Source organism: bacterium, assembly GCA_028820935.1.
In the GTDB taxonomy this organism is placed as follows: Bacteria; Actinomycetota; Acidimicrobiia; order Spongiisociales; family Spongiisociaceae; genus Spongiisocius.
In genome coordinates, this window is the sequence record JAPPHZ010000043.1 from 1 (window position 1) to 19,371 (window position 19,371).

A 19,371-nucleotide genomic window follows, 5' to 3' on the forward strand; every position below is an offset into this window, starting at 1 on the left:
GCCCGCTGACGAAGGCGTACCCGCAGCGGTACGTTGAGGAAGCGAAACGCAGCGAGGGGCGCCGCTAACCGCCAGAGCACGCCTAGCTGTTCCACAGACAGATCACTTTTCAGGGTGCCGGACGATCCACCAGCGGCCCCGCATCCGGTATGGCCTCCCGGGCCTGGTTCAGCCCGTAACCCTCTTCATCCATCCCCGACCAGGTGGGCCCCCTGGGCCTGGGCCAGGGCGACAAAGGCGTCTCTGGCTTCCTCGGGGACCGACTCAAGGCCCTCCTCGGCTTCGGCCTGGTCGGTGAAGAAGGCATAGAGGGAGGGTCCGCTCCCCGACATGAGCACCGGACGGTCCCAGCGCCCCTCTAGTTCGACCCTCCAGTCGTCCAGCTCCGGCTCGATCGAGGTCGCCGCCGGATAGAGATCATTGACCAGCGGGCCGTGGCTCCGGAGACCGGGAGGGATGGCTGTCCCGCCCACGGCCCGGCCCTCCGGCTCGCCGATGCGATCCCAGGCCGAGTACACCCGAGCGGTCTCGAGCATGAAGGGCGGCACGGCAACAACTAGGACAAAGTCGCCATCCCTATCCAGCCGGTCGCCGATCTTCTCCCCGTAACCTCCGATCCACCGGAGGCCGCCCCGCAAGCAGAAGCTGACGTCGGCGCCTATCGCCACCGCCGGCCTCGTGAGGTGGTCCCGGCCCCTTCCGGTCAAGCTTGCGTAGAGAAGCAGAGCGGCCGCCGCGTCCGAGCTTCCCCCCGCCAGACCGGCCGCCACCGGGATCCGCTTCCACAGCTCGAACCTCACCGGCGGGCGATCCGTCCGGCCGCTCCGGAGCGCGGACACCGCCTTCCACACCAGGTTCTCGTCACCGGTGGGGAGGTCCGCCCCGTGGATCTCCAGATGATCCGATTCGGCCGGCGCCATGACCAGGATGTCGTTCCGGCTGATCGAGAGGGTGAGCCCTCGCACGGGATGGAGGCCCGAGGAGTCCACGCGCCGCACGTGGAGGGACAGGTTGAGCTTGGCGGGCGCCAGTGCCCGACGGGCCACCACTAGGGGGCCTTGAGGATGGCCGCTGCTATGGACAGGTAGGCGGCGGGGTCCAGGTCCTCGGCCCGCTCGGTGGGATCGACCCCGGTACGGGGCAGTATCTCCTCCGCCGGAGCCGGGAGCACGCCGCGCAGTGACGAGCGGACCATCTTGCGTCGTTTACGGAAAGCTGCGGCAGCAATCCGCACCGCCAGCCCCCGCAGGGGTTCGGGCGGCGCGACACGCAGGATGGACACTGCCGCCGAGTCCACGTTGGGCGCCGGCAGGAACACCTGGGGAGGGATGCGGAACTCCAACCGGGCCTGCCCGTACAGGGCGGTTATCACGCTGGGCAATCCGTAGGCCTTGGACCCGGGACCCGCGATGAGCCTCTCTGCGACCTCCCGCTGGGCCACCACCACGCACCTGCCCAGACCGGCCGCCTCCTGCAAGAGATCCAGGAGGATCGACGTACCCACCTGGTAGGGGAGGTTGGACACCAGCACCCAGTCGGTCCCTGCGCCGAACTCCTTCATGTCCAGACGGGTCGCGTCCTGGAACCGCAGGTCCACGTCGAGGCCCGCCAGGCTCTCCTCCAGGACCGGCCGGAGCCTCTCGTCTACCTCGTAGGCCGTCACCGCGAATCCTGCTTCGACAAGCGCCCGCGTGATCGTGCCGGTACCGGGTCCGACCTCGAGGGCTCTGGACCGCGCCGGATCACCGGCCAGGCCCACCATCTTGGCCACCAGGTTGCGATCGGCCAGAAAGTGCTGCCCGAGCCCCCTGCGAGGCGTTACGGCATGCCGCCGCAACAGGGCTCTGATCTCGGAACGGGTCTGGCTCACAGGTCGAAGACACCGATGGCGCGCTCGCTGGTCAACCGGGCCACCTCCGTCGCTTCCATGCCCCATATCCGCGACAGGGCTTCACCTGTCAGGTTGACGTAGCGGGGCTCGTTGGGGCCTCGCCGGTGGGGCTCCGGGGCCAGGTAGGGCGAGTCGGTCTCGACCACTGCCCGTTCAGGAGGGATGACCGCGGCCCCCCGGCGGATCGTATCGCCCGTCCGGTAGGTGACCGGTCCGGCGAACGAGAACGTGACGCCCATCTCGAGGAACCGCTTGGACCACCTCGGCCCGCCGGTCCAGCAATGGAGCACCACCCAAGGACCGGCGCCGTGCTGTTCGAGGACCTCGTAGACCTGTTGAAATGCGTCCCGGCAATGAACGATCAGCGGCTTGGCCATCTGCACAGCCAGCCGGTGATGCTCCAGAAAGCTCTCCATCTGCGCCTCGGGCGGTGAGAGGTTGCGGTAGAAGTCCAGGCCGGTCTCTCCGATGGCCACCGCTTCCTCCATGAGCGGCAGCAGCCCGTCCCGTTCGGTGTTCCAGCGACTGGCTTCGTGCGGGTGCAACCCGGCGGCGTAGAAGGCCCGCCCGGGCGCCCCGCGAGCGATATCACGGGCGGCCACGCTCGATGCCACGTCCACCCCGGGCACCACCACGTACCGCACATGCCCGGCCCGGTTGAGGAGGATGGCCGGGTCACGCGTATCCATCTGGAGATGGCAGTGCGTGTCAACCCATTCGACCATGGCGCGAGGGTAGCGACGGGCCGGAGGTGGCCGGACGCCCCGAACCTGAGGATCAGGGCGTCATATATGGTGCGGTGTTCCTGAGGATCAGGGCGTCATATTTGGTGTCCTGTGCATCAAGAACCGAGACCCCGGGAGCAAAACTCGCGAAAAACCGGTGCTCCGCACCGGGCCCTCCCCCACCACCACCTGTCCTGGCTTGGAGCGTGGTCGGCCATGCCCGGCTGGATGCCGGGTGACACGGCGGTTCGCTCCACGAAGCCTTGTTTGTTCCCTCCGGGCCGGCCGGACCGATCGATGAGAGCCTTCAGGCCGGTGTAGGTGCTTGGCAACAGGCAACGTATAGCGGGGGTGTGACAGATCCAGGGTCGTGGGCGAGAACGCGACAATCTCGCTCTCCTCAGGGGATGAGCCCGGCAGGTGGGCAGCACTTCCGATCGGATACAGAGCGGCACCTGGATCCTGCCCCAGGAGGTAGCATCTGATCGTTCCCGATCCGCTTCCGCGAAGCCGAGTCAGTCCTGGCGGAGCACCGCCTCGTAGAGGGTCCGCCGGGACAGACCCAGCCCGTCCGCCACCCGACGAACCGCCTCCGACATGGGCTCCCCCGCTTCGATCCGGGTGTTGATCTCGCCGATTGCCCTCTGGATGGGAGGGACCCGTCCGGGGCTTCCCTGTACCACCAGCGTGAACTCCCCTAGTGGCCGCCTGCGGCGCCACTCCTCTACCGCCCCTCCGAGAGTGCCCGACCACACCTCCTCGTGCGCCTTGGTCAGCTCCCGCGAAATCGTGACATGACGGTCGTCGCCCAAGGCTCCGGCGAGGGCGGACAGGTCCTGCACCACCCGGGCCGTGGCGGAGAACAGCACGATGGTGCGGACCTCGGCCACCAGCTCGGCCAGGTGCGCGGAACGCTCCTTGCCCCTGCGCGGCAGGAACCCTTCGAACACGAACCGTTCGGACGGGAGTCCGGAAACGGCCAGCGCCGCCACCACCGCGCTCGGACCTGGGACAACCGACACCTCGGCCCCCACCTGGCGGGCGATGCGAACGGCGGAGAGGCCGGGATCGGCGACCGCGGGGGTGCCGGCGTCCGAGATCAGCGCCACCGACGCGCCCCCTTCGAGGAGTTGCGCCAGCCGGCCGGACCGGTCGGCCTCGTTGCCGGCGTGGTATGACTCGGGGCGGGCTTCGACTCCCAGGTGGTCCATCAGGACCCGGGCCCGGCGGGTGTCCTCCGACAGGATCACGTCGGCCCTGGCCAGCGCATCCGCCAGCCTCGGAGATGCGTCACCGAGATTGCCGATCGGCGTGGCGCACAGGACCAACCGGCCGGTCATTGCCCGCCTCTCATGCGAGGTTGACCCCGAGTTGGGCGGCGATCTGGCGTCCTACGTCCGGGTCGGACGCGACCACCCAGGTGATCACGCCCACATCCCAGGAGATCATGGCGTAGTCGGCGCCTTCCCACTCGGTGGCCGTGTCCACCACCCGCGAGGCGCCCACATCCATCCCCGACCTGATCAGGTCCCGTACGGCGGCGTTCACCTCCGACTCGTCCACGAACGAGTCTGCAGCCAGCCGGACTGCGAAGGCCAGCTTCCCGGAGGCCGGGGCCCACAGCAGTTGGTAACGGTCCCCGCCCCATCCCTCGGCGGCCCGGGCGGCGCTGACCGGGTCGCTGTGATGAGTCAGCAAACCGCGCCAGCGCAACTCGCCCCAGGTCCCTTCATCGACCACCTCGTACCCACTCACCACCAGCCCGAGCGGCTCCAGTTCCACCGCCGGCTCCAGGGCCTTGTAGCGGTCCGGGTGGAGAACCTGCTCGGTGGTCTCGGGCGGATGGTCGAGGGCCTGATCGAGGGCGGTGAACCCCCCTTGCCGGTACAGGTCCATGACCAGCGACGCACCGGCCCGGGTGGGGAAGCGAGTCGTTTCCGACATGAGCCGGGGGACTTCCTCCGGAGAGGGTACGGAACCGTCTCCCGTATCATCGACTTCCGTGGCCCGGCGCGCCTGGTCGGCGAGGAGCGCCCGCCGCTCCGGCGGCAACGAGTCTATGTACAACGTCTGGACCAGGATGGCCTCACCCTCCAGCAGGGCGCGGTGGGCGGCCGAGCGATCCGTGTCGCTCCCTTCCGCCGAGACGAGAACTTCGACCACGGATGGATGGTGCTGATGGGACAGGGCCTTGGTCAGTTCTCCGACCAGTACCAGGCTCTGGTAATCATCCAGCGGGAGCAGCTGTTCGGGGATCAGCACCGCCCTCTCGACCGGGTCGTAGAAGGGACCGGGCGGCGCGTTCTCGAGCCGCGCGTAGTAGCTCGCCAAGTCGGCGTCCGGAGATGCCATTCCCAGCAATTCGAAGAAGGCCGGCAGGTAGTCCACACCGCCGGCGCCGAAACTCGTGCCTGCACCTGCCAGGTGCCGGACCGGGTAGTCCTCGGCGGTGATGACCTCCACCCAGGGTCGCTCCTCAAAGGACCGGCCCCTCAGAGCTTCGACGGTGGCGACCAACTCTTCGACATAGGCAACCTGGCCGGCGGGAATCGCCCAAGGAACCGGCGTGGTGGTGGTCGTAGTGGGGATCGTGGTGGTGGTCGTCGAGGTGGTAGGCGGGCTGGTGGAGGTGGTGGTCGCCGGGGGGAGGGTGCTGGTCGAGGACGTGCTGTCCGGTTCGATCGGAGGTGCGGGTTGGCTCGTGGAACAGCCCGCGACACCCAGCATGAGCGTCATCCACGCACCCGCGATCGCGATGGTGCGTGGCGCGGCTCCGGTTCTCATCCCGGTGGTGAGGGTAGGAGGGTACCGAGAAATGTCCAGTTGGCCCTATAGCTTGCAGTGAGACCCCGGATCAAGGCACCGCGGGCCCACCAATCCCGCCTCTGTCAGCACGCTCCTCCTGGTCGACCGCCCGGCGGAGACCGATCGGCGGAGGGAAGTCTCAGTTGTCCGGGACGTCGTACGTCTGGGCGGTGAGGGCGCCGTCGACGACCAGGTTGACTCCGCTCACGTACTTGGCGGCGTCGGACGCCAGGTAGAGGAACGCCTCGGCGATGTCCAAGTCGTCGGCCAGGCGGTTGGCCGGCACGACCGGGAAACCCTCCTGCCGCCACTTGTCCATCAGCTGGTCCCCGACCAGGTCCACCGACTGCTGGGTGTCGGCCGGCCCCGGGCTGACGCAGTTCGCCCTGATCCCGTACGGGGCGCACTCCACCGCGATGGCCCTGGCCAGGGAGATGAGCCCCGCCTTCGACACGCAATAGGCGGTGAAACCACGCCCGTGGCCGAGGGAGACGATCGAGGAGGTGAACAGGATGACGCCACCTCCGGTGTCCCGCATAGCCCTGGCCGCCTCCCGCGCCAGGACGAAGTAGGCGTCGAGGTTGACCGACATGATCCGCCGCCAGTCCTCGGTCGACAGGTCGATGAACTGGGCGTCCACCCAGGCGCCTGCGTTCGACACCATCACGTCGAGCTTGGGATCGACCGCCAGCGCCTGCGACACGGCGTCTATGCAGTTGTCCATGTCCGCCATGTCCAGGCAGATCTTGTGCGGCACCGCTCCATGGGCCTCGATGGAGGGTGCCGTGTCGTCCAGGCGTTCCTGGTTGTAGTCCACCAGGTAGACATGGTGGGCGCCCTCCTCGGCGAACCGCTGGGCCGTACGCCGCCCGAACCCGCTGCCGGCGCCGGTGACGAAGACGTTCTTGCCCTCGAACCGCCTCACGAGCCCGTCTCCCATGTCGAGGCCAGCCCGGGGCCCCGGTCCGGCGGGGGCACGATGACATGCTCCTTCACGATCCAGAAGGTACCGGTGGTCTTGGCGTACCGGCCCACGTCCTCCCAGGCGGCGGCCGCCTGTTCGGTCGCCGATGCCCGGTCCCACGCCGCCTCATCGTCATACCACTGCTCCACGAAGGCCTCGGTCTCCAACTCGCCGCCGATCTTGCTCGTCACCTCGGACACCACGTAACCACGCAGCCCCGGAAGCTGCGCGGAGATCGGAGCGTGGACATCGAACCAGTAGTCGAAGAATCCTTCCTTCGTAAAATCGTCCCGCTTGTAGGCCGTCCCTATGAGTTTGATCACCCTGTACCTCCAGGCTCCCGGCTTCTCGCCGCCGAATCTATCAAAACGCCCGGCCCGAAGTAGCGCTCGGGCGGCACAATGTTGATTGGCGCGATCCGGCACGGTTCCCCGGATAGGATCGGCCTTCGGATCCCGTGGCGCCCGAATGTGACCACCCGAGCGTTCGGACGGCCAACCATGGGGGCAGGATTGCCGATCGGAGGGGTCGAGCATGAGGAGACGAGCGCTAGGCCAGGTCATCCTGGGGCTGGTGCTTGTGGCAGTACTCGTTTTCGTCCTCATCAACCGGGACCGCGGTGACGACCTCGCGCCCGCGACGACGATCGCATCCGGCGGTACGACTACCGGACCGGCCGCGACCCCCTCCACCGAGGCCACGACCACCACCCTCGCCGATGCGGCGGCCCCCACCGCAGCAACCACGCCAACCACGACCACCACAGCCACGCCAACCACGACCACAGCCCCGGCCACCGCGAGCACGACCGCGCCCACCACGAGCACCACCGCCGGGGCCACGACCACCACCCTCGCCGATGCGGCGGGTCCGGAATACGCCGCCGGGCTGGCGGAGGCCCGCCGGACCCTCACGCTCCTGGTCGAGGGGATGGCGGACACCAACCGGGTCTTCGACAACCGCCACACGACCGGACCGGACTACCGGATGACCCGTGACGCCATCCGTACCGTTGTGGCCGGTGTGCGGGCTCTGGCCGGCCAGGCTGCTGCTGTGGATGTTCCGACCGCCCTGGCCGACCTCCATGAGGGATCGGGCGGTCCGATCGAGTTGACCGCCCGCCTCGTCCCCCTCGCCGAATCGGTCCTGGCCGGGCTCAGGCTCCCCTTCCCCGAGGACGGCTCCGCCCGCAGGGCGGCCCTCGCCGACTACGCCGCCGCCTCCGAAGGATTCGAGACCGCTATCAACGAGCTGATCGACCGGGTGAGGGACGATCCCGGGAACCTGGGAGTCGCCACCACGGAGAACGACACGGACGGGTTGGCAGAGGATGCGGCTCTCTATCTGGAAGAACTGTCAGGCCTGACCGGCACAGCCACCCGGCTACTCGGCGACCTCACCGATGCCAGCCGGGCCTGGGATGGCCAACTGGAGATCGGGGCTTCCTACCGCCAGACGGAGGCCGCCCTCCTCGACATCATCGACAGGACCCGGACACTCGAGGCCGCGGTCCGGAACCTGACCCCGCCGGTCGGCTTGGCCGACCTTCACGAAGGGCCGGGAGGCCCGATCGAACTGGCCGGTGAGCTGTCCACCCTGGCCCAAGACGTCCTGGCCGGCCTCCGCCTCCCCCAACCGGATGACGGCTCCGACCGCCGGGCGGCGGCGGCCGGGTACGCCGCGGCAGCCGCCCGGTTCGACGCCATCGCCGACCAGCTGATAAGCCAGAGCCGTTAGCTTCTACAGCAAGCAGAACACGCCAAACTGTTTCGCAGACAGACCACTAGCATCACTTACTGCCCATTCGCCCGGGGTGGGTGTTCGCGGTCGTGTAAAGGAACAGGCATGGTTGATACGGATCAGGTGGTCGTAGTCGGGGCGGCTCGGACCGCCATCGGAACGTACGGAGGGTCGCTCGCCAAGATCGACTCCTACAAGCTCGGCGCCATAACGATCAAGGAGTCGTTGAGCCGGGCGGGCGTCGAAGCCGGAGAGGTGGACGAGGTGGTCATGGGCCAGATCGGCCAGGTCGGTCCTGACGCCTACAACGCCCGGCGGTGTGCCCTCGAAGCGGGGCTTCCGTCATCCACCACGGCCATGAACGTCAACCGGCTCTGCTCGTCCGGTCTGCAGGCGATCATCACCGGCGCCCAGCAGATCATGCTCAGGGATGCGGACATCGTCGTGGCCGGAGGGAACGAGAACATGAGCAGCCAGCCGTTCCTCGACTACCAGGCGCGTGACGGTTGGAGGCTGGGCCCGCGGAAGTCCATCGACGGCACCCTGTCCCTGGTAACGGATCCCTTCGGCGGGTACCCGATGGGCACCACCGCCGAGCGAGTGGCCGAGCGCTACAACGTCAGCCGCAGCGCGCAGGACCGGTTCGCCGCCGAGAGCCAGTACCGGGCCGCTGTCGCCATCAAGGAGGGTCTGTTCGAGGACCAGATCGTCGGGGTGGACCTGCCTAAGGACGACCCGTTCCTGGTGGACGAGCACCCGCGGCCGAACACCACGGAAGAGAGCCTCGGCCGGCTCCGACCGGTGTTCGTCAAGGACGGAACGGTCACGGCCGGCAATTCTTCGGGCATCAACGACGGCGCCGCCTCCGTGGTCCTGATGAGCGAGAAGGTGGCCCGGGCCCGGGGCGCCGAACCACGCCTGCGCCTGGTGGCGTGGGCGGTGAGCGGCATCGATCCGGAGGTGATGGGCTACGCACCCGCACTGGCGGTCCCGGCCGTGCTCGACAAGGCGGGCCTGACGCTCGACGACATCGACCTGATCGAACTCAACGAGGCTTTCGCCGCCCAAGCCGTGGCCGTCATTCGGGATGCAGGACTGGACCCGGAGAAGACCAACGTCTCCGGCGGAGCCATAGCGCTGGGCCACCCGGTCGGCGCGACCGGGACGATCCTGGCCATCAAGCTCATGCACGCCCTGGAGCGGTCCGGAGGCCGGCGCGGCATCGTCACGATGTGCATCGGAGGCGGCCAGGGGATGGCAGCGATCTTCGAACGCCCTTGACCGCACCGGGCGGCGGGTTCACCGGTGACATAGCCACCGTCACCGAGATGCTGGCCGGTCAGGCCTACCTGGCCGACCGGGGTCTGTCGACCGCCATCTACCTCTCCCTCACGCTGCCACAGCCACTCCTGCTGGAAGGTGAGGCGGGCGTGGGCAAGACCGAGGTGGCGAAAGCACTGGCGGGAGGGCTGGGAGTGAATCTGATCCGGCTCCAGTGCTACGAGGGAATCGACGCCAACCAGGCCCTCTACGAGTGGGACTACCCGCGCCAACTCCTCTACCTGAGACAGGCCGCCGGGGCGGAAGCGGATGGCGACGGATCGGACGATCTCTTCGCCGAACGGTTCCTGGTGGAGCGCCCGTTGCTGCAGGCGATACGAAAGGGCGCGGACTGCGTATTGCTCATCGACGAGATCGACCGGGCGGACGACGAGTTCGAGGCATTCCTCCTCGAGATCCTCTCCGAGTTCCAGATCACGATTCCCGAGATAGGCACGGTGGGCGCAGCCGACCCGCCCAAGGTCATCATCACCTCCAACCGCACCCGCGAGCTGCACGACGCTTTGAAGCGCCGCTGCCTCTATCACTGGATCGACTTCCCGGGGCTGGAGAGGGAAGTGGAGATCGTGGCGGCGCGCGCGCCCGAGGTTCCGGCGCGCCTCGCTCGCAGCACCAGCCGGGTGGTGTCCAGGCTGCGCGGGCTGGAGCTGGTGAAGCAACCCGGCGTCGCCGAGACCATCAACTGGGCCCGGGCGCTGAACCAGCTCGGTGAGCATGAGGTGACCGGCGACAACCTCGACATCAGCCTGGGGTCGGTGATCAAGGACCACGACGACCTGTCCACGGTCCGGAGCCGGGCAACCGAGATGCTGGATGGAGTCTGAGCCCGGACCGACCACCGAACTGGTCCGATTCGGACGGTTGTTGCGGACCCACGGGGTTAAGGTCGGGGCGGGGCAGGTGGTGTCCTACGCCAGCGCGGTGGCCGACCTCGACCCTGCCGGCATCGAGGACCTCTACTGGACGGGCCGGATCACCCTGGTGAACCAGCAGGCCGACCTGGCCGTCTACGACGCCGCCTTCGACGCCTTCTTCATCGGCTCGGAGAGCGACTCCCCTCCTGCCATCCTGCCGCTGGCGACCGCCGACGGCGGTGACGGGGACCCGGCGTCCATCTCCTTCGGCACCGACCACCAGGAGGTCGAGGTACTTGATGCCGGCGATGAGGAACTGCCTGCGGCCGGAGGACCACGGGCCTCGAGCGCCGAGATCCTGAGGACCAAGCACTTCGACCGCTGGACGGAGGAGGAGTTCCGCCGGTTGGCCCGGCTGCTACCGACCCTGCAGCTGCCCCAGAAGATCACCCGGCGCACCCGCCCCTCTCCGAGAGGCCCCCGGATCGACCTGCGGCGCAGCGTCCGTCACTCCCTTCGCTACGGGGGTGATCTGGTCCACCTCCGCCGGCGCCGCCGGATGGAGCGGCCCCGGCCCATCGTCCTGATAGTCGACGTCTCGGGGTCGATGGCCGGCTTCTCGCGGGCCCTGGTCCAGTTCGCCTACGGGATGAGCCGAGCCTCGCGACGGGTGGAGGTGTTCTGCTTCGGAACCCGACTCACCCGCCTCACGAACGCCATGCGGGTCCGCGACCCCAACGCGGCCCTCGACGAGGCAACCGATCTGGTGGTCGACTGGGACGGGGGCACCAGGATCGGCGAGTCATTGGGCGCCTACGTGACAAGGTGGGGCAAGCACCGCCTCAACCGCGGCGCCACGGTGATCATCTGCTCGGACGGCCTGGAGCGGGGCGAGCCCGACCGGCTGGCGTGGGCCATGCGGCGCCTGTCCCACCAGGCGCACCGCGTCATATGGGTCAACCCCCTGGCAGGCGACCCCAAGTTCCAACCGCTGGCCCGCGGGCTGGTGGCAGCCCTACCGTTCGTCGACGAACTCATCGCCGGACATAGCATCGAAGGCCTGGAAGACCTAGCCCGAGTCCTGGAAGGCTGGGCGGTGGCATAGCCCTACCGGTCGCCTGTTACCGCACGGTGGTCCCATCGGAAGGACGGGCAAGCGGCCCGGAAAGGCTGCCGTCAACCGTCACAGGCTGTTGACGAGGTCCTCGACGGCATCCACCAAGCCGTCCAGTTGCTCGGAGGTCATGGCGGTGGACAGGCAGCCCATACCGCGCGGAGCCAGGAAGTAGCCGCGGTTCATCAGGCCCAGGTGCAGGAGCTCGGTCAGCTCGGGATCGGCTCGCCGCACGGCGCGATGGTCGGTGACCTCCTCGCCGGTGGCGTGGATGTTGAAGAGGGACCCCGTGCCGGTCGCGCCGGCCGGGAGTCCGGAGGCTTGGAGGGCCTTCTCGAGGCGCTCCGTGAGCTCCTCCCCGGAGCGGTTCAGCTCGTCGATGACCGGGGCGGTGAGAGCTTCCAGGGTCTCGATGCCGGCCGCGGCGCTCACCGGGTTGCCGTTGAAGGTGCCGCCCCAGGCGATGGTCCCCTCGGTCGGGTGGAGGAGGGCCATCACCTCCCGCCGCCCGCCGAAGGCGCCGACCGGGAACCCGCCGCCGATGATCTTGCCGAACGTGGTGAGATCCGGGCGGATCCCGCTGATCGCCTGGGCGCCGCCCGTGTGCAGGCGGAGGGTGACGATCTCGTCGAAGATCAGCAGGGCGCCCATCCGGCCGGTGGCGTCCCTCAGGTAGGCGAGGAACTCGTGGTCGGCGGCGATCACTCCCCCGGCGCCCAGCACCGGCTCGATGATGACCGCCGCCAGCGAGTCGGCCAGCTCCGCCATTCTCTGCTCGCAACCTGCGATGTCGTTGAACGGGAGGGTGACCACCAGCTCGCCGATCAGGTCGGGGATCCCCGCCCCGGGCGTGGCCGTGTAGTCGTGCGTGCCGTGGTAGCCACCCTCGAAGCGCGCTACGACCGGACGGCCTGTGAAGGCCCGGGCCAATCGCATGGCAGCCATGGTGGCCTCGGTTCCGGAGTTCGTGAAACGGACCTGGTCGACCGAGGCAACCCGCTCGACCAGCACCTCGGCCAGGACAACCTCCTGCTCGGTAGGCGACGAGAAGGCGGTCCCCCGGCGGGCCACCGACATGGCTCGCTCCAGCACGTCGGGATGGGCGTGGCCGAGGATCAGGGACGTGTAGTTGTTGAGGTAGTCAACCCTGCGGTTGCCGTCCGCATCCACTATCTCCGATCCTTCGCCCCGGACCAGGACGGGCGGGAAAGGCGCGAAGAAGGTAGTGGTCCGGGTGGTGCCTCCGGGAAGGACCACCGCCGCCCGCTCGGCGATCTCCATGGAACGAGTATTCCGGGCCACGTACTCGTCGCTGACCCGGCGGAGGGCTTCCGTGTACTTGAAGTCTGCGGTCACCTTCACCTCCCCGAGAGACTGCCGGCCAGCCTACCGCCTGCCGGCACCGCCCGGCAGCAGCCCGGGAGGGCACTCCCGGTAGAGTTGCCATCGATCGGCATTGACAGGGAGGACGATCATTCCGATGACCGGTGGGCGCGTGGGGATGTGTTATCTCGACCGTCCGGACCCTCGGCGGCAGGTACGGCTGGCCCTCCGGATGGAGGAATTGGGATACGACTCGGTGTGGGTGTGCGAGACCCGGACCGCCCGAGACGCCATCTCCGTCATGGGCGCCATCGCCTACGCGACCGACCGTATCAAGGTGGGCAGCGGGGTGGTCAACTCGTGGACCCGCCCGGCGTCGCTGATGGCGGTCACCTTCGCCACCCTGGACGAACTGGCCCCCGACCGGATGCTGCTCGGGATAGGCGCCTACTGGGACCCGCTGGCGTGGAAGCAGGGGATCGACCGGCGCAAACCCGTCAAGCAGATGCGGGAGTACATCGAGGTCACCCGCCGCCTGCTGGCGCTCGAGACGGTCACATATGAAGGCGAGCTGGTGGCGGTGCGCGACCTGCGCCTGGACCTCGGGCACGGCGTGGCCCGCATCCCGAAGCGGGTACCGATCTACGTCGGCGCCACCGGACCCCAGATGCTGGCGCTCTCCGGCGAGCTGGCCGACGGGGTGATGCTCAACGGCTTCACCTCCGTCACCTACCTGGCGGACGCCCTCCGGCGCATCGAGCGGGGAGCCCGGCGGAGCGGCCGGCGGGTGGACGACCTGGACCTTCCCCAGACCATCGTGGTCGCCATGGACGAGGACGAGGAGAAGGCGCTGGAGGTGGCCACCAGGATGACGACCATGTACCTGGGCCAGCAGCCCCACATCGCCCTGGCGAGCGGCGTCGACCACGACCTGCTCGACAAAGTGAGGGACGCAATGGGAGGCTGGCCACCCAGGGACGGGGGAATCGAGGCCGCCATGCCGCTGGTACCCATCGAGGTGGTCAGGTCCCTGACGGCAGCCGGAACACCTGACCAATGCCGCGAGCAGGTGGCCGCCTACTCGGTCCGGCCCAACATCTACCCGGCCCTGCTCCCGATCACGGAGAACTACGAGGAGATCATCGAGGCGTTCGCGCCCCGCCGGGATCCCGGCGGCTCCTCCCCTAGTGCCACTGCCGCATCCCCGGTGGCCTGAGTCTCGGGTGGGCTTGCTGCGACTTCTCGGTAGATCGACGGTCTGCCTCCTGGTGGCCGCCGTCTCGTTCGCCTGTGCCGGTTCGAGCCAGGATCCTGCCCCGGACCAGCGGTTGATCGCGCTGGAGGAGAAGGTGCATTCGCTGGAGGAGTCGATCGAAGCCCTGGCAAGCGAGACCGCTGCGCTGAGGCACGAAGTTGCGATCCTGGCAGACCAGGCCGGTTCCTTGGAGAGGCGTGAGGCCGCGGGGTCAGCGAGTGAGCCTCAAGAGGTGGCCGACACGGAGGGGGGACAGGAGAAGCAGCCGGCCATCCACGAAGACGGCCGGACCGACGTTCTCGAGCGCCTGGACGATCTGGACGCCCGCGTGCGGGACATGGAGGACCTCGCCGCCACCGTGGAGTGGGTCCTCCGCTCCGTGGAGCAGTGGGCCAAGGGACAGGACGATCCCTTGTCGCTCCTGGAGGGCACCGTCCTGGAAAGGACCGTCCGGCTGGCGGCGGAGTCCGGAGGCAAGGTCCACCACATCGACCACCCCGAACGGGAAGACCCCGCTGTTCTGCTGGTGCCTCTCGCAGTGGTTGACGGAGAGACCCCGCTCATCGTCTCCCTGCACGGCTACGGAGGGGATTCCTCCTACCAGACCACCTACATGCCCCTCCACGAGCGGGTTAACACCCACGGGTTCGCGCTGCTGCTCCCCAACGGGATCCCTGACAGCGAGGGCAACCGCTTCTGGAACCCCACCGACGAGTGCTGCGACTCCGCCAAGGGCGGCCAGGATGATGTCGCCTACCTGACCGAGTTGGTAGCCGGAGCGCAGCAGGTCATGGACTTCGGGCCGGTGTACTTCTTCGGTTACTCCAACGGCGGGTTCATGTCATACCACATTGCCTGCAAGGGGCTGCCCGGCCTGCGCGCCGTCGCCAGCCTGGCCGGTACGAGCTACGTCGAGGACAGCAGTTGCGACGGCGCATCCCCCGTGTCCGTGCTGCACATCCACGGCACCGCGGACGACGTGATCCGCTTCGAAGGCGACAGCGAGCCGGACACGAAGGGTGACGGCACACGGGCCTTCTACGCCGGCGCTCTGGACATGGTGAACCGGTGGAGCCGGCGGGCCGGCTGCGAATGGTCCGGACAACCCCAGCCTTATGCCACGCTCGATCTGGACGGGCATGTGGCCGGAGCCGAGACCAGGGCATTCCGACTGGAATCAGGCTGCGCCGACGGAGTCGAGATAGAGCTCTGGATGGGCGTGGGGAGCAGCCATGCTCCCGGCTACGGCGACGCCTTCGTGGACGCGCTCGTGGACTGGCTCCTGTCGCAAGAGTGAACCTTCCGGCGTGTCCGGATCCGGTAGTTCGTTACCCCACCCCAAACGACGAGAACGCGAAAAACGCCGGGACACGCCCCCAACCCGCGGGCCCATCCCCCAGCCACCACCTCCTTTGGTCCGTGCGCGTTCCGCTATCCCCCGGCGGGTCCGCTCCCGAATTGATCCCGGTTCCGGTTCCCTCGACGTCGAATAGCAAGAAACCGGTGGTGCTTGTGACTGCCGGGCAGTATGCGGCGGGCCCGTGACATGTTCAAGACCCTTGTTCGGGACACAGAGCCCGCGCCGCCCACGGCCACGCTCACAGAACGCGGCCAACCGAAGACATCGGGCACCAGGAGTACTCGGCCAAGACGGGTACCGACGCCTGCCGCGGGCGTCGCCGGGGGTCGGCGGGAGCTCTACAGGTTTGACGGCTGCGGCTAGTCCGCCGTCCAGCCTTCGGCTGTCCAGCCTCCGTCGACGAAGATGGTCTCGCCGGTGATGTAGCTGGCCGAGTCTCCCGCCAGGAACAGCACGGCGTTGGCGGTCTCGGACGGGTCGGCGAACCTCTTCATCACGACCTGATCGCGGATCGACTCGAACAGCTCGCGGTTGGCGGGGTCGGTCCGGAGCTCGTAGTTCATGTAGGACTCGGTCCAGCCGGGGGCCACCGAGTTGGTCCGGATGCCGAACTCGGCCCATTCGACCGCCATCACCTTGGTGAGGGCGATCACCCCCGCCTTGGCGGCCGAGTAGGCGCCGATGCTGGCGAACGCCACCGGGCCGGCTATGGATGAGATGTTGACGATCGAACCGGAACGCTGCTCGATCATCGAGGTGACCGCCGCCCGGGACATGTAGAAGACCGATGACAGGTTGGCCTCGATGGCCAGGCGCCACTCCTCCAGCTCGAGGGTGTCGAGCCGGCTGAAGTTCTGCCGTAGGCCGGCGTTGTTGACCAGGACGTCGAGGCCGCCGAGTTCGGACCGCACCCGGTCGAGAGCCGACATCGCGTGCTCTGGGTCGGTCACGTCGCAGGTGACGGCCAGATGGGTTCCCGCGCCCCCCTCCATCATCTCCACGGTGCGCGCCAGGTCGTCTCCCGTCCGGGCCAGTGCGGCCACGCGGGCGCCCTCGGCGGCGAACGCCTGTGCGATCGCCCGTCCGATCCCCCGGCTGGCGCCGGTCACCACGACTACCTTGTCCTTCAGGCCCAGGTCCATCGGTTCGCTCCTTGTAATCGGTTGATCAGGTACTCAGCTGTCCGTACAGGTCCGGCCTGCGGTCACGGAAGAAACCCCAGTCGTTGCGGATCTGCGGGATAACCGACAGGTCCAGATCGGCGACCAGAACCTCGTCCTCGGTGTCGCTCGCCTGCGAGATGATCCTCCCCTTGGGGTCCACCCACATCGACGACCCGTAGAAGTGCGAGTCGGAACCCCCCTGGTCCACCCCCACGCGGTTCACGCCGCCGACGTAGTAGATGTTGTCGACCGCGTGGGCCTGGAGTTCCAGCTCCCACAGGTAGCGGCTCATGCCGGTGGTGGCGGTGGGGACGTAGACGATCTGTGCCCCGTTGAGCGCCAGGGTGCGGGCCGCCTCGGGGAAGTGGCGGTCGTAGCAGATCAGGATCCCGATCGTCACGTCGAAGGGCGTCGGGAAGGTGATGAACCCGGTGTCACCCGGCGCGAAGTAGTACTTCTCAACCCCGGTCAGGGTAGGCACCGAGACGATGGGGATATGGCTCTTGCGGTAGATGCCCAGCAGGTCGCCGTCCGGGCCGACCACCGGGGCGCTGTTGTAGAGCAGGCCGTCGAGCGCCTTCTCGTAGATGGGGGCGATCAGGACGATCTGCAGCTCGCGGGCCAGCTCCCGCATGGCCTCCATCGTGGGACCGTCGATCGGCTCGGCCAGGTCGAGGTGGCGTGCGTTCATCTCGAAGGGGAAGTACACCGTGTGGAACAACTCCTGGAGGCATACGATCCGGGCGCCCCGGTCCGCCGCTTCACGCACCAGGTGCTCGGCCCGCTTGACGTTGCTCTCCGTGTCGTACTCCGTACCCATCTGGACGAGTGCGGTCCTCACGATCGGGCCTCCTTCAGTGGTCTGTTTGTGGGATAGCGGTCCGAATCATCTCGCCGAGAGACCGCATCATGATACGAGCGTGGAGCTGCTCAGAGCGGCGGACTCGGCGCTCCTCACAAAGCTCCCCGCCGGCCTTGACGCCACGTACCTGCCATCGCGCACGATAGCCCGGCCGCGCAGGAGCACCTCCCGGATGGCGCCCTGCAAGACCGTGCCCTCATAGGGGTTGTAGTCGCAGTTGGTGACCTGGGTGTCCAGGGCCAGCGTCGTGGTAGCGGCAGGATCGAGCACCACCAGGTCGGCATCCGATCCGGGAGCGATCTCCCCCTTGCGCGGGTACAGGCCGAACAGCTTCGCCGCGTTGGTCGAGGTGATCTCCACGAACCTGTTGAGCGAGAACCGGCCCTGGGCCACGCCGTAGTGATACAGCAGGCCCATGCGCCACTCGATGCCAGGGAGGCCGTTGGGGATCTTGGTGAAGTCGTCCTTTCCCACCATGCGCTGCTCGAAGAAGAACGGCGCGTGGTCGGTTCCCACCGCCTGCAGGTCCCCGGCCGCCAGCGCGTCCCACAACGGATCGTGGTGGTCTGCGGAGCGGAGGGGCGGGGAGCAGACGTACTGGGAACCCCGGAACCCCGGCTCGGCCAGCCTTTCGTCCGTCAGCACCAGGTAGTGCGGGCAGGTCTCCGCATAGGCGCGCACCCCCCGCTCCCGGGCCTCGGCCATCGCCTGAGCCGAACCGGCCGATGACATGTGGACTATGTAGAGGGGCACGCCCGCCATCTCCGCCAGCGCGATCCCCCGCCGGGTCGCCTCGTCCTCGGCGAGGGACGGCCGGGTCCGGGCATGGAAGATCGGATCGGTGTCCCCGCGGGCCAGCGACTCCTTGACCAGCGCGTCGATGGCGTAGCCGTTCTCGCAGTGGAGCATGATGAAGCCGCCGTTCTCGGCGGTCCTCCGCATCGCCTTGAAGATGGCGCCGTCGTCCAGCATCCAGACGTTCGGGTAGGCCATGAAGAGCTTGAAGCTGGTCACGCCCTCGGTGACCAGGCCGTCGAGAGACGGGAGCAGGCTGTCGGGCAGATCGGTGATGATCTGGTGGAAGGCGTAGTCCACAGCGGCCTTCCCGTCCGCCATCCCGTGCCATCGCATCAAAGACGCTCTGGGGTCGGCGCCCTTCTCCTGGATGGCGAAATCGATGACCGTGGTGGTACCGCCCACGGCGGCGGCACGCGTCCCCGTGTCGAAGTCGTCCGAGATCACCGTGCCCGCCACCGGGGTGTCCAGATGGGTATGGGGATCGATGCCGCCGGGGAACACCAGGTGACCGGAGGCGTCGATGGTCTCGTCCGCCTCCGTGCCCTCGAAGTCGCCGATGGCGCGGACCCGTCCGTCCTCAATGAGGATGTCCGCCACGTAGTCGTCCGTGGCCGTGACGATCCGGCCTCCCTCGACGAGCGTCGTCACGCCGCGGCCACCCGTAACGCCCGGAACTCGGTGGCAGGAACGAGGAACCCTGTGGCGGGAACGAGCTTGCCCCGGACCGGGTCGACGGCAAGTCGTAGACCGTCCAGGGTGTAGGTGCCCAGGCGCGGACGGTCCTTCTTCTCCCCGAACAGCACGAGCGTGTGGATACTCCTCCCTTCCACGGTGGCAATCGCCCGGCCCATGTCGTATTCCACCCGGCGTCCGTCTTGGAGGACAAGCGGGAACCGGTCGATAGGAGAAACACCCAACTCCCGGAGCAGGGGGGCAGGAACCATCGTGAAGAGGGTACCGATGTCCACCATTAGCTCGACATCCAGCGACCGTCCGCCATCCTCAGCCGCAAGGCGTACGGTTTGGTTAAGTACTCCCACAGCCGTCACCTCCTGATGCGCTCTCCCGCCCACGCTGTGCCGTGTGGCCCCTCTCCCTGGCATCGTGCCACCGGAGGATGCTAAGACCGGCGCCCGTGCCCCAACCAGTGGGCGCACGGGCGAACGATCACATATA

At 68.0% G+C, this 19,371-nt stretch carries 19 protein-coding genes; 7 read left to right on the forward strand and 12 right to left on the reverse strand.

From position 1 onward, the window contains the following. Nucleotides 1-185 precede the first annotated feature (185 nt). The 5 genes from OXM57_12380 to OXM57_12400 form a co-directional block, all read right to left on the reverse strand. Complete coding sequence (locus OXM57_12380; protein ID MDE0353477.1) at nucleotides 186-1,046, reverse strand: hypothetical protein; 861 nt, start codon at nucleotides 1,044-1,046, stop codon at nucleotides 186-188. Between the two features lie 2 nt (nucleotides 1,047-1,048). Continuing rightward, complete coding sequence (gene rsmA / locus OXM57_12385; GenBank protein MDE0353478.1) at nucleotides 1,049-1,870, reverse strand: 16S rRNA (adenine(1518)-N(6)/adenine(1519)-N(6))-dimethyltransferase RsmA; 822 nt, start codon at nucleotides 1,868-1,870, stop codon at nucleotides 1,049-1,051. Next, nucleotides 1,867-2,616, reverse strand: a complete 750-nt coding sequence (locus OXM57_12390; GenBank protein MDE0353479.1) for a TatD family hydrolase — start codon at nucleotides 2,614-2,616, stop codon at nucleotides 1,867-1,869. Before OXM57_12390 ends, rsmA begins: the two co-directional genes overlap by 4 nt. 515 nt (nucleotides 2,617-3,131) lie before the next feature. Then, entirely contained in the window at nucleotides 3,132-3,956 is an 825-nt protein-coding gene (rsmI, locus tag OXM57_12395; GenBank protein MDE0353480.1) for a 16S rRNA (cytidine(1402)-2'-O)-methyltransferase, read from the reverse strand. 10 nt (nucleotides 3,957-3,966) lie between these two features. After that, entirely contained in the window at nucleotides 3,967-5,079 is a 1,113-nt protein-coding gene (locus OXM57_12400; GenBank protein MDE0353481.1) for a hypothetical protein, read from the reverse strand. 103 nt (nucleotides 5,080-5,182) lie between these two features. Here OXM57_12400 and OXM57_12405 point away from each other — a divergent pair, with 103 nt between their 5' ends. Next, nucleotides 5,183-5,461, forward strand: coding sequence for a hypothetical protein (locus OXM57_12405; protein MDE0353482.1), 279 nt, complete (start codon nucleotides 5,183-5,185; stop codon nucleotides 5,459-5,461). Between the two features lie 99 nt (nucleotides 5,462-5,560). Here OXM57_12405 and OXM57_12410 read toward each other — a convergent pair whose 3' ends face one another. Next, complete coding sequence (locus OXM57_12410) at nucleotides 5,561-6,346, reverse strand: SDR family NAD(P)-dependent oxidoreductase (protein MDE0353483.1); 786 nt, start codon at nucleotides 6,344-6,346, stop codon at nucleotides 5,561-5,563. Then, a complete protein-coding gene (locus OXM57_12415; GenBank protein ID MDE0353484.1) occupies nucleotides 6,343-6,708 on the reverse strand; it encodes an EthD family reductase in 366 nt (121 codons plus the stop codon). Before OXM57_12415 ends, OXM57_12410 begins: the two co-directional genes overlap by 4 nt. A 211-nt stretch (nucleotides 6,709-6,919) precedes the next feature. Here OXM57_12415 and OXM57_12420 point away from each other — a divergent pair, with 211 nt between their 5' ends. The 4 genes from OXM57_12420 to OXM57_12435 all read left to right on the forward strand — a co-directional run bounded on the left by OXM57_12420 (nucleotide 6,920) and on the right by OXM57_12435 (nucleotide 11,425). Continuing rightward, the gene (locus OXM57_12420) at nucleotides 6,920-8,122 is read left to right on the forward strand and encodes a hypothetical protein (GenBank protein MDE0353485.1); all 1,203 of its coding nucleotides are present in this window, start codon (nucleotides 6,920-6,922) and stop codon (nucleotides 8,120-8,122) included. 108 nt (nucleotides 8,123-8,230) lie between these two features. Then, a complete protein-coding gene (locus OXM57_12425; protein ID MDE0353486.1) occupies nucleotides 8,231-9,406 on the forward strand; it encodes a thiolase family protein in 1,176 nt (391 codons plus the stop codon). Nucleotides 9,407-9,453: 47 nt separating this feature from the next. Next, nucleotides 9,454-10,290: a MoxR family ATPase gene (locus tag OXM57_12430; protein ID MDE0353487.1), complete on the forward strand. Its 837-nt coding sequence runs from the start codon at nucleotides 9,454-9,456 to the stop codon at nucleotides 10,288-10,290. Next, nucleotides 10,280-11,425 carry a VWA domain-containing protein gene (locus OXM57_12435; protein MDE0353488.1) on the forward strand — a complete coding sequence of 382 codons (1,146 nt, stop codon included), beginning with the start codon at nucleotides 10,280-10,282 and terminating at the stop codon, nucleotides 11,423-11,425. The genes OXM57_12430 and OXM57_12435 overlap by 11 nt, the downstream gene beginning before the upstream one ends. A 78-nt stretch (nucleotides 11,426-11,503) precedes the next feature. On the opposite strand, the gene OXM57_12440 is transcribed toward OXM57_12435, so the two are convergent. Further along, nucleotides 11,504-12,790 (reverse strand): aspartate aminotransferase family protein, encoded by a 1,287-nt coding sequence (locus OXM57_12440; GenBank protein ID MDE0353489.1) that lies wholly within the window; start codon nucleotides 12,788-12,790, stop codon nucleotides 11,504-11,506. Between the two features lie 124 nt (nucleotides 12,791-12,914). On the opposite strand from OXM57_12440, the gene OXM57_12445 reads away from it, so the two are divergent. Both OXM57_12445 and OXM57_12450 read left to right on the forward strand, forming a co-directional pair. Further along, complete coding sequence (locus OXM57_12445; protein MDE0353490.1) at nucleotides 12,915-13,973, forward strand: LLM class flavin-dependent oxidoreductase; 1,059 nt, start codon at nucleotides 12,915-12,917, stop codon at nucleotides 13,971-13,973. Between the two features lie 13 nt (nucleotides 13,974-13,986). Further along, the gene (locus OXM57_12450) at nucleotides 13,987-15,309 is read left to right on the forward strand and encodes a hypothetical protein (protein MDE0353491.1); all 1,323 of its coding nucleotides are present in this window, start codon (nucleotides 13,987-13,989) and stop codon (nucleotides 15,307-15,309) included. A gap of 422 nt (nucleotides 15,310-15,731) precedes the next feature. Here the strand turns inward: OXM57_12450 and OXM57_12455 are convergent, their stop codons facing one another. The 4 genes from OXM57_12455 to OXM57_12470 all read right to left on the reverse strand — a co-directional run bounded on the left by OXM57_12455 (nucleotide 15,732) and on the right by OXM57_12470 (nucleotide 19,235). After that, nucleotides 15,732-16,514: an SDR family NAD(P)-dependent oxidoreductase gene (locus OXM57_12455; protein ID MDE0353492.1), complete on the reverse strand. Its 783-nt coding sequence runs from the start codon at nucleotides 16,512-16,514 to the stop codon at nucleotides 15,732-15,734. Nucleotides 16,515-16,539: 25 nt separating this feature from the next. Beyond that, complete coding sequence (locus OXM57_12460) at nucleotides 16,540-17,376, reverse strand: acyltransferase (protein MDE0353493.1); 837 nt, start codon at nucleotides 17,374-17,376, stop codon at nucleotides 16,540-16,542. Nucleotides 17,377-17,442: 66 nt separating this feature from the next. Continuing rightward, complete coding sequence (gene hydA / locus OXM57_12465; GenBank protein ID MDE0353494.1) at nucleotides 17,443-18,843, reverse strand: dihydropyrimidinase; 1,401 nt, start codon at nucleotides 18,841-18,843, stop codon at nucleotides 17,443-17,445. Next, nucleotides 18,840-19,235: a Retroviral aspartyl protease gene (locus OXM57_12470; protein MDE0353495.1), complete on the reverse strand. Its 396-nt coding sequence runs from the start codon at nucleotides 19,233-19,235 to the stop codon at nucleotides 18,840-18,842. The genes hydA and OXM57_12470 overlap by 4 nt, the downstream gene beginning before the upstream one ends. Nucleotides 19,236-19,371: the final 136 nt, after the last annotated feature.

Excerpts from the sequence above, each read along its gene's own strand:
- OXM57_12390 (MDE0353479.1), bottom strand. The coding sequence starts at position 2,616 with ATGGTCGAATGGGTTGACACGCACTGCCATCTCCAGATGGATACGCGT.
- rsmI (MDE0353480.1), bottom strand. The coding sequence starts at position 3,956 with ATGACCGGCCGGTTGGTCCTGTGCGCCACGCCGATCGGCAATCTCGGT.
- OXM57_12420 (MDE0353485.1), top strand. The coding sequence starts at position 6,920 with ATGAGGAGACGAGCGCTAGGCCAGGTCATCCTGGGGCTGGTGCTTGTG.
- OXM57_12425 (MDE0353486.1), top strand. The coding sequence starts at position 8,231 with ATGGTTGATACGGATCAGGTGGTCGTAGTCGGGGCGGCTCGGACCGCC.
- OXM57_12430 (MDE0353487.1), top strand. The coding sequence starts at position 9,454 with ATGCTGGCCGGTCAGGCCTACCTGGCCGACCGGGGTCTGTCGACCGCC.
- OXM57_12435 (MDE0353488.1), top strand. The coding sequence starts at position 10,280 with ATGGAGTCTGAGCCCGGACCGACCACCGAACTGGTCCGATTCGGACGG.
- OXM57_12445 (MDE0353490.1), top strand. The coding sequence starts at position 12,915 with ATGACCGGTGGGCGCGTGGGGATGTGTTATCTCGACCGTCCGGACCCT.
- OXM57_12455 (MDE0353492.1), bottom strand. The coding sequence starts at position 16,514 with ATGGACCTGGGCCTGAAGGACAAGGTAGTCGTGGTGACCGGCGCCAGC.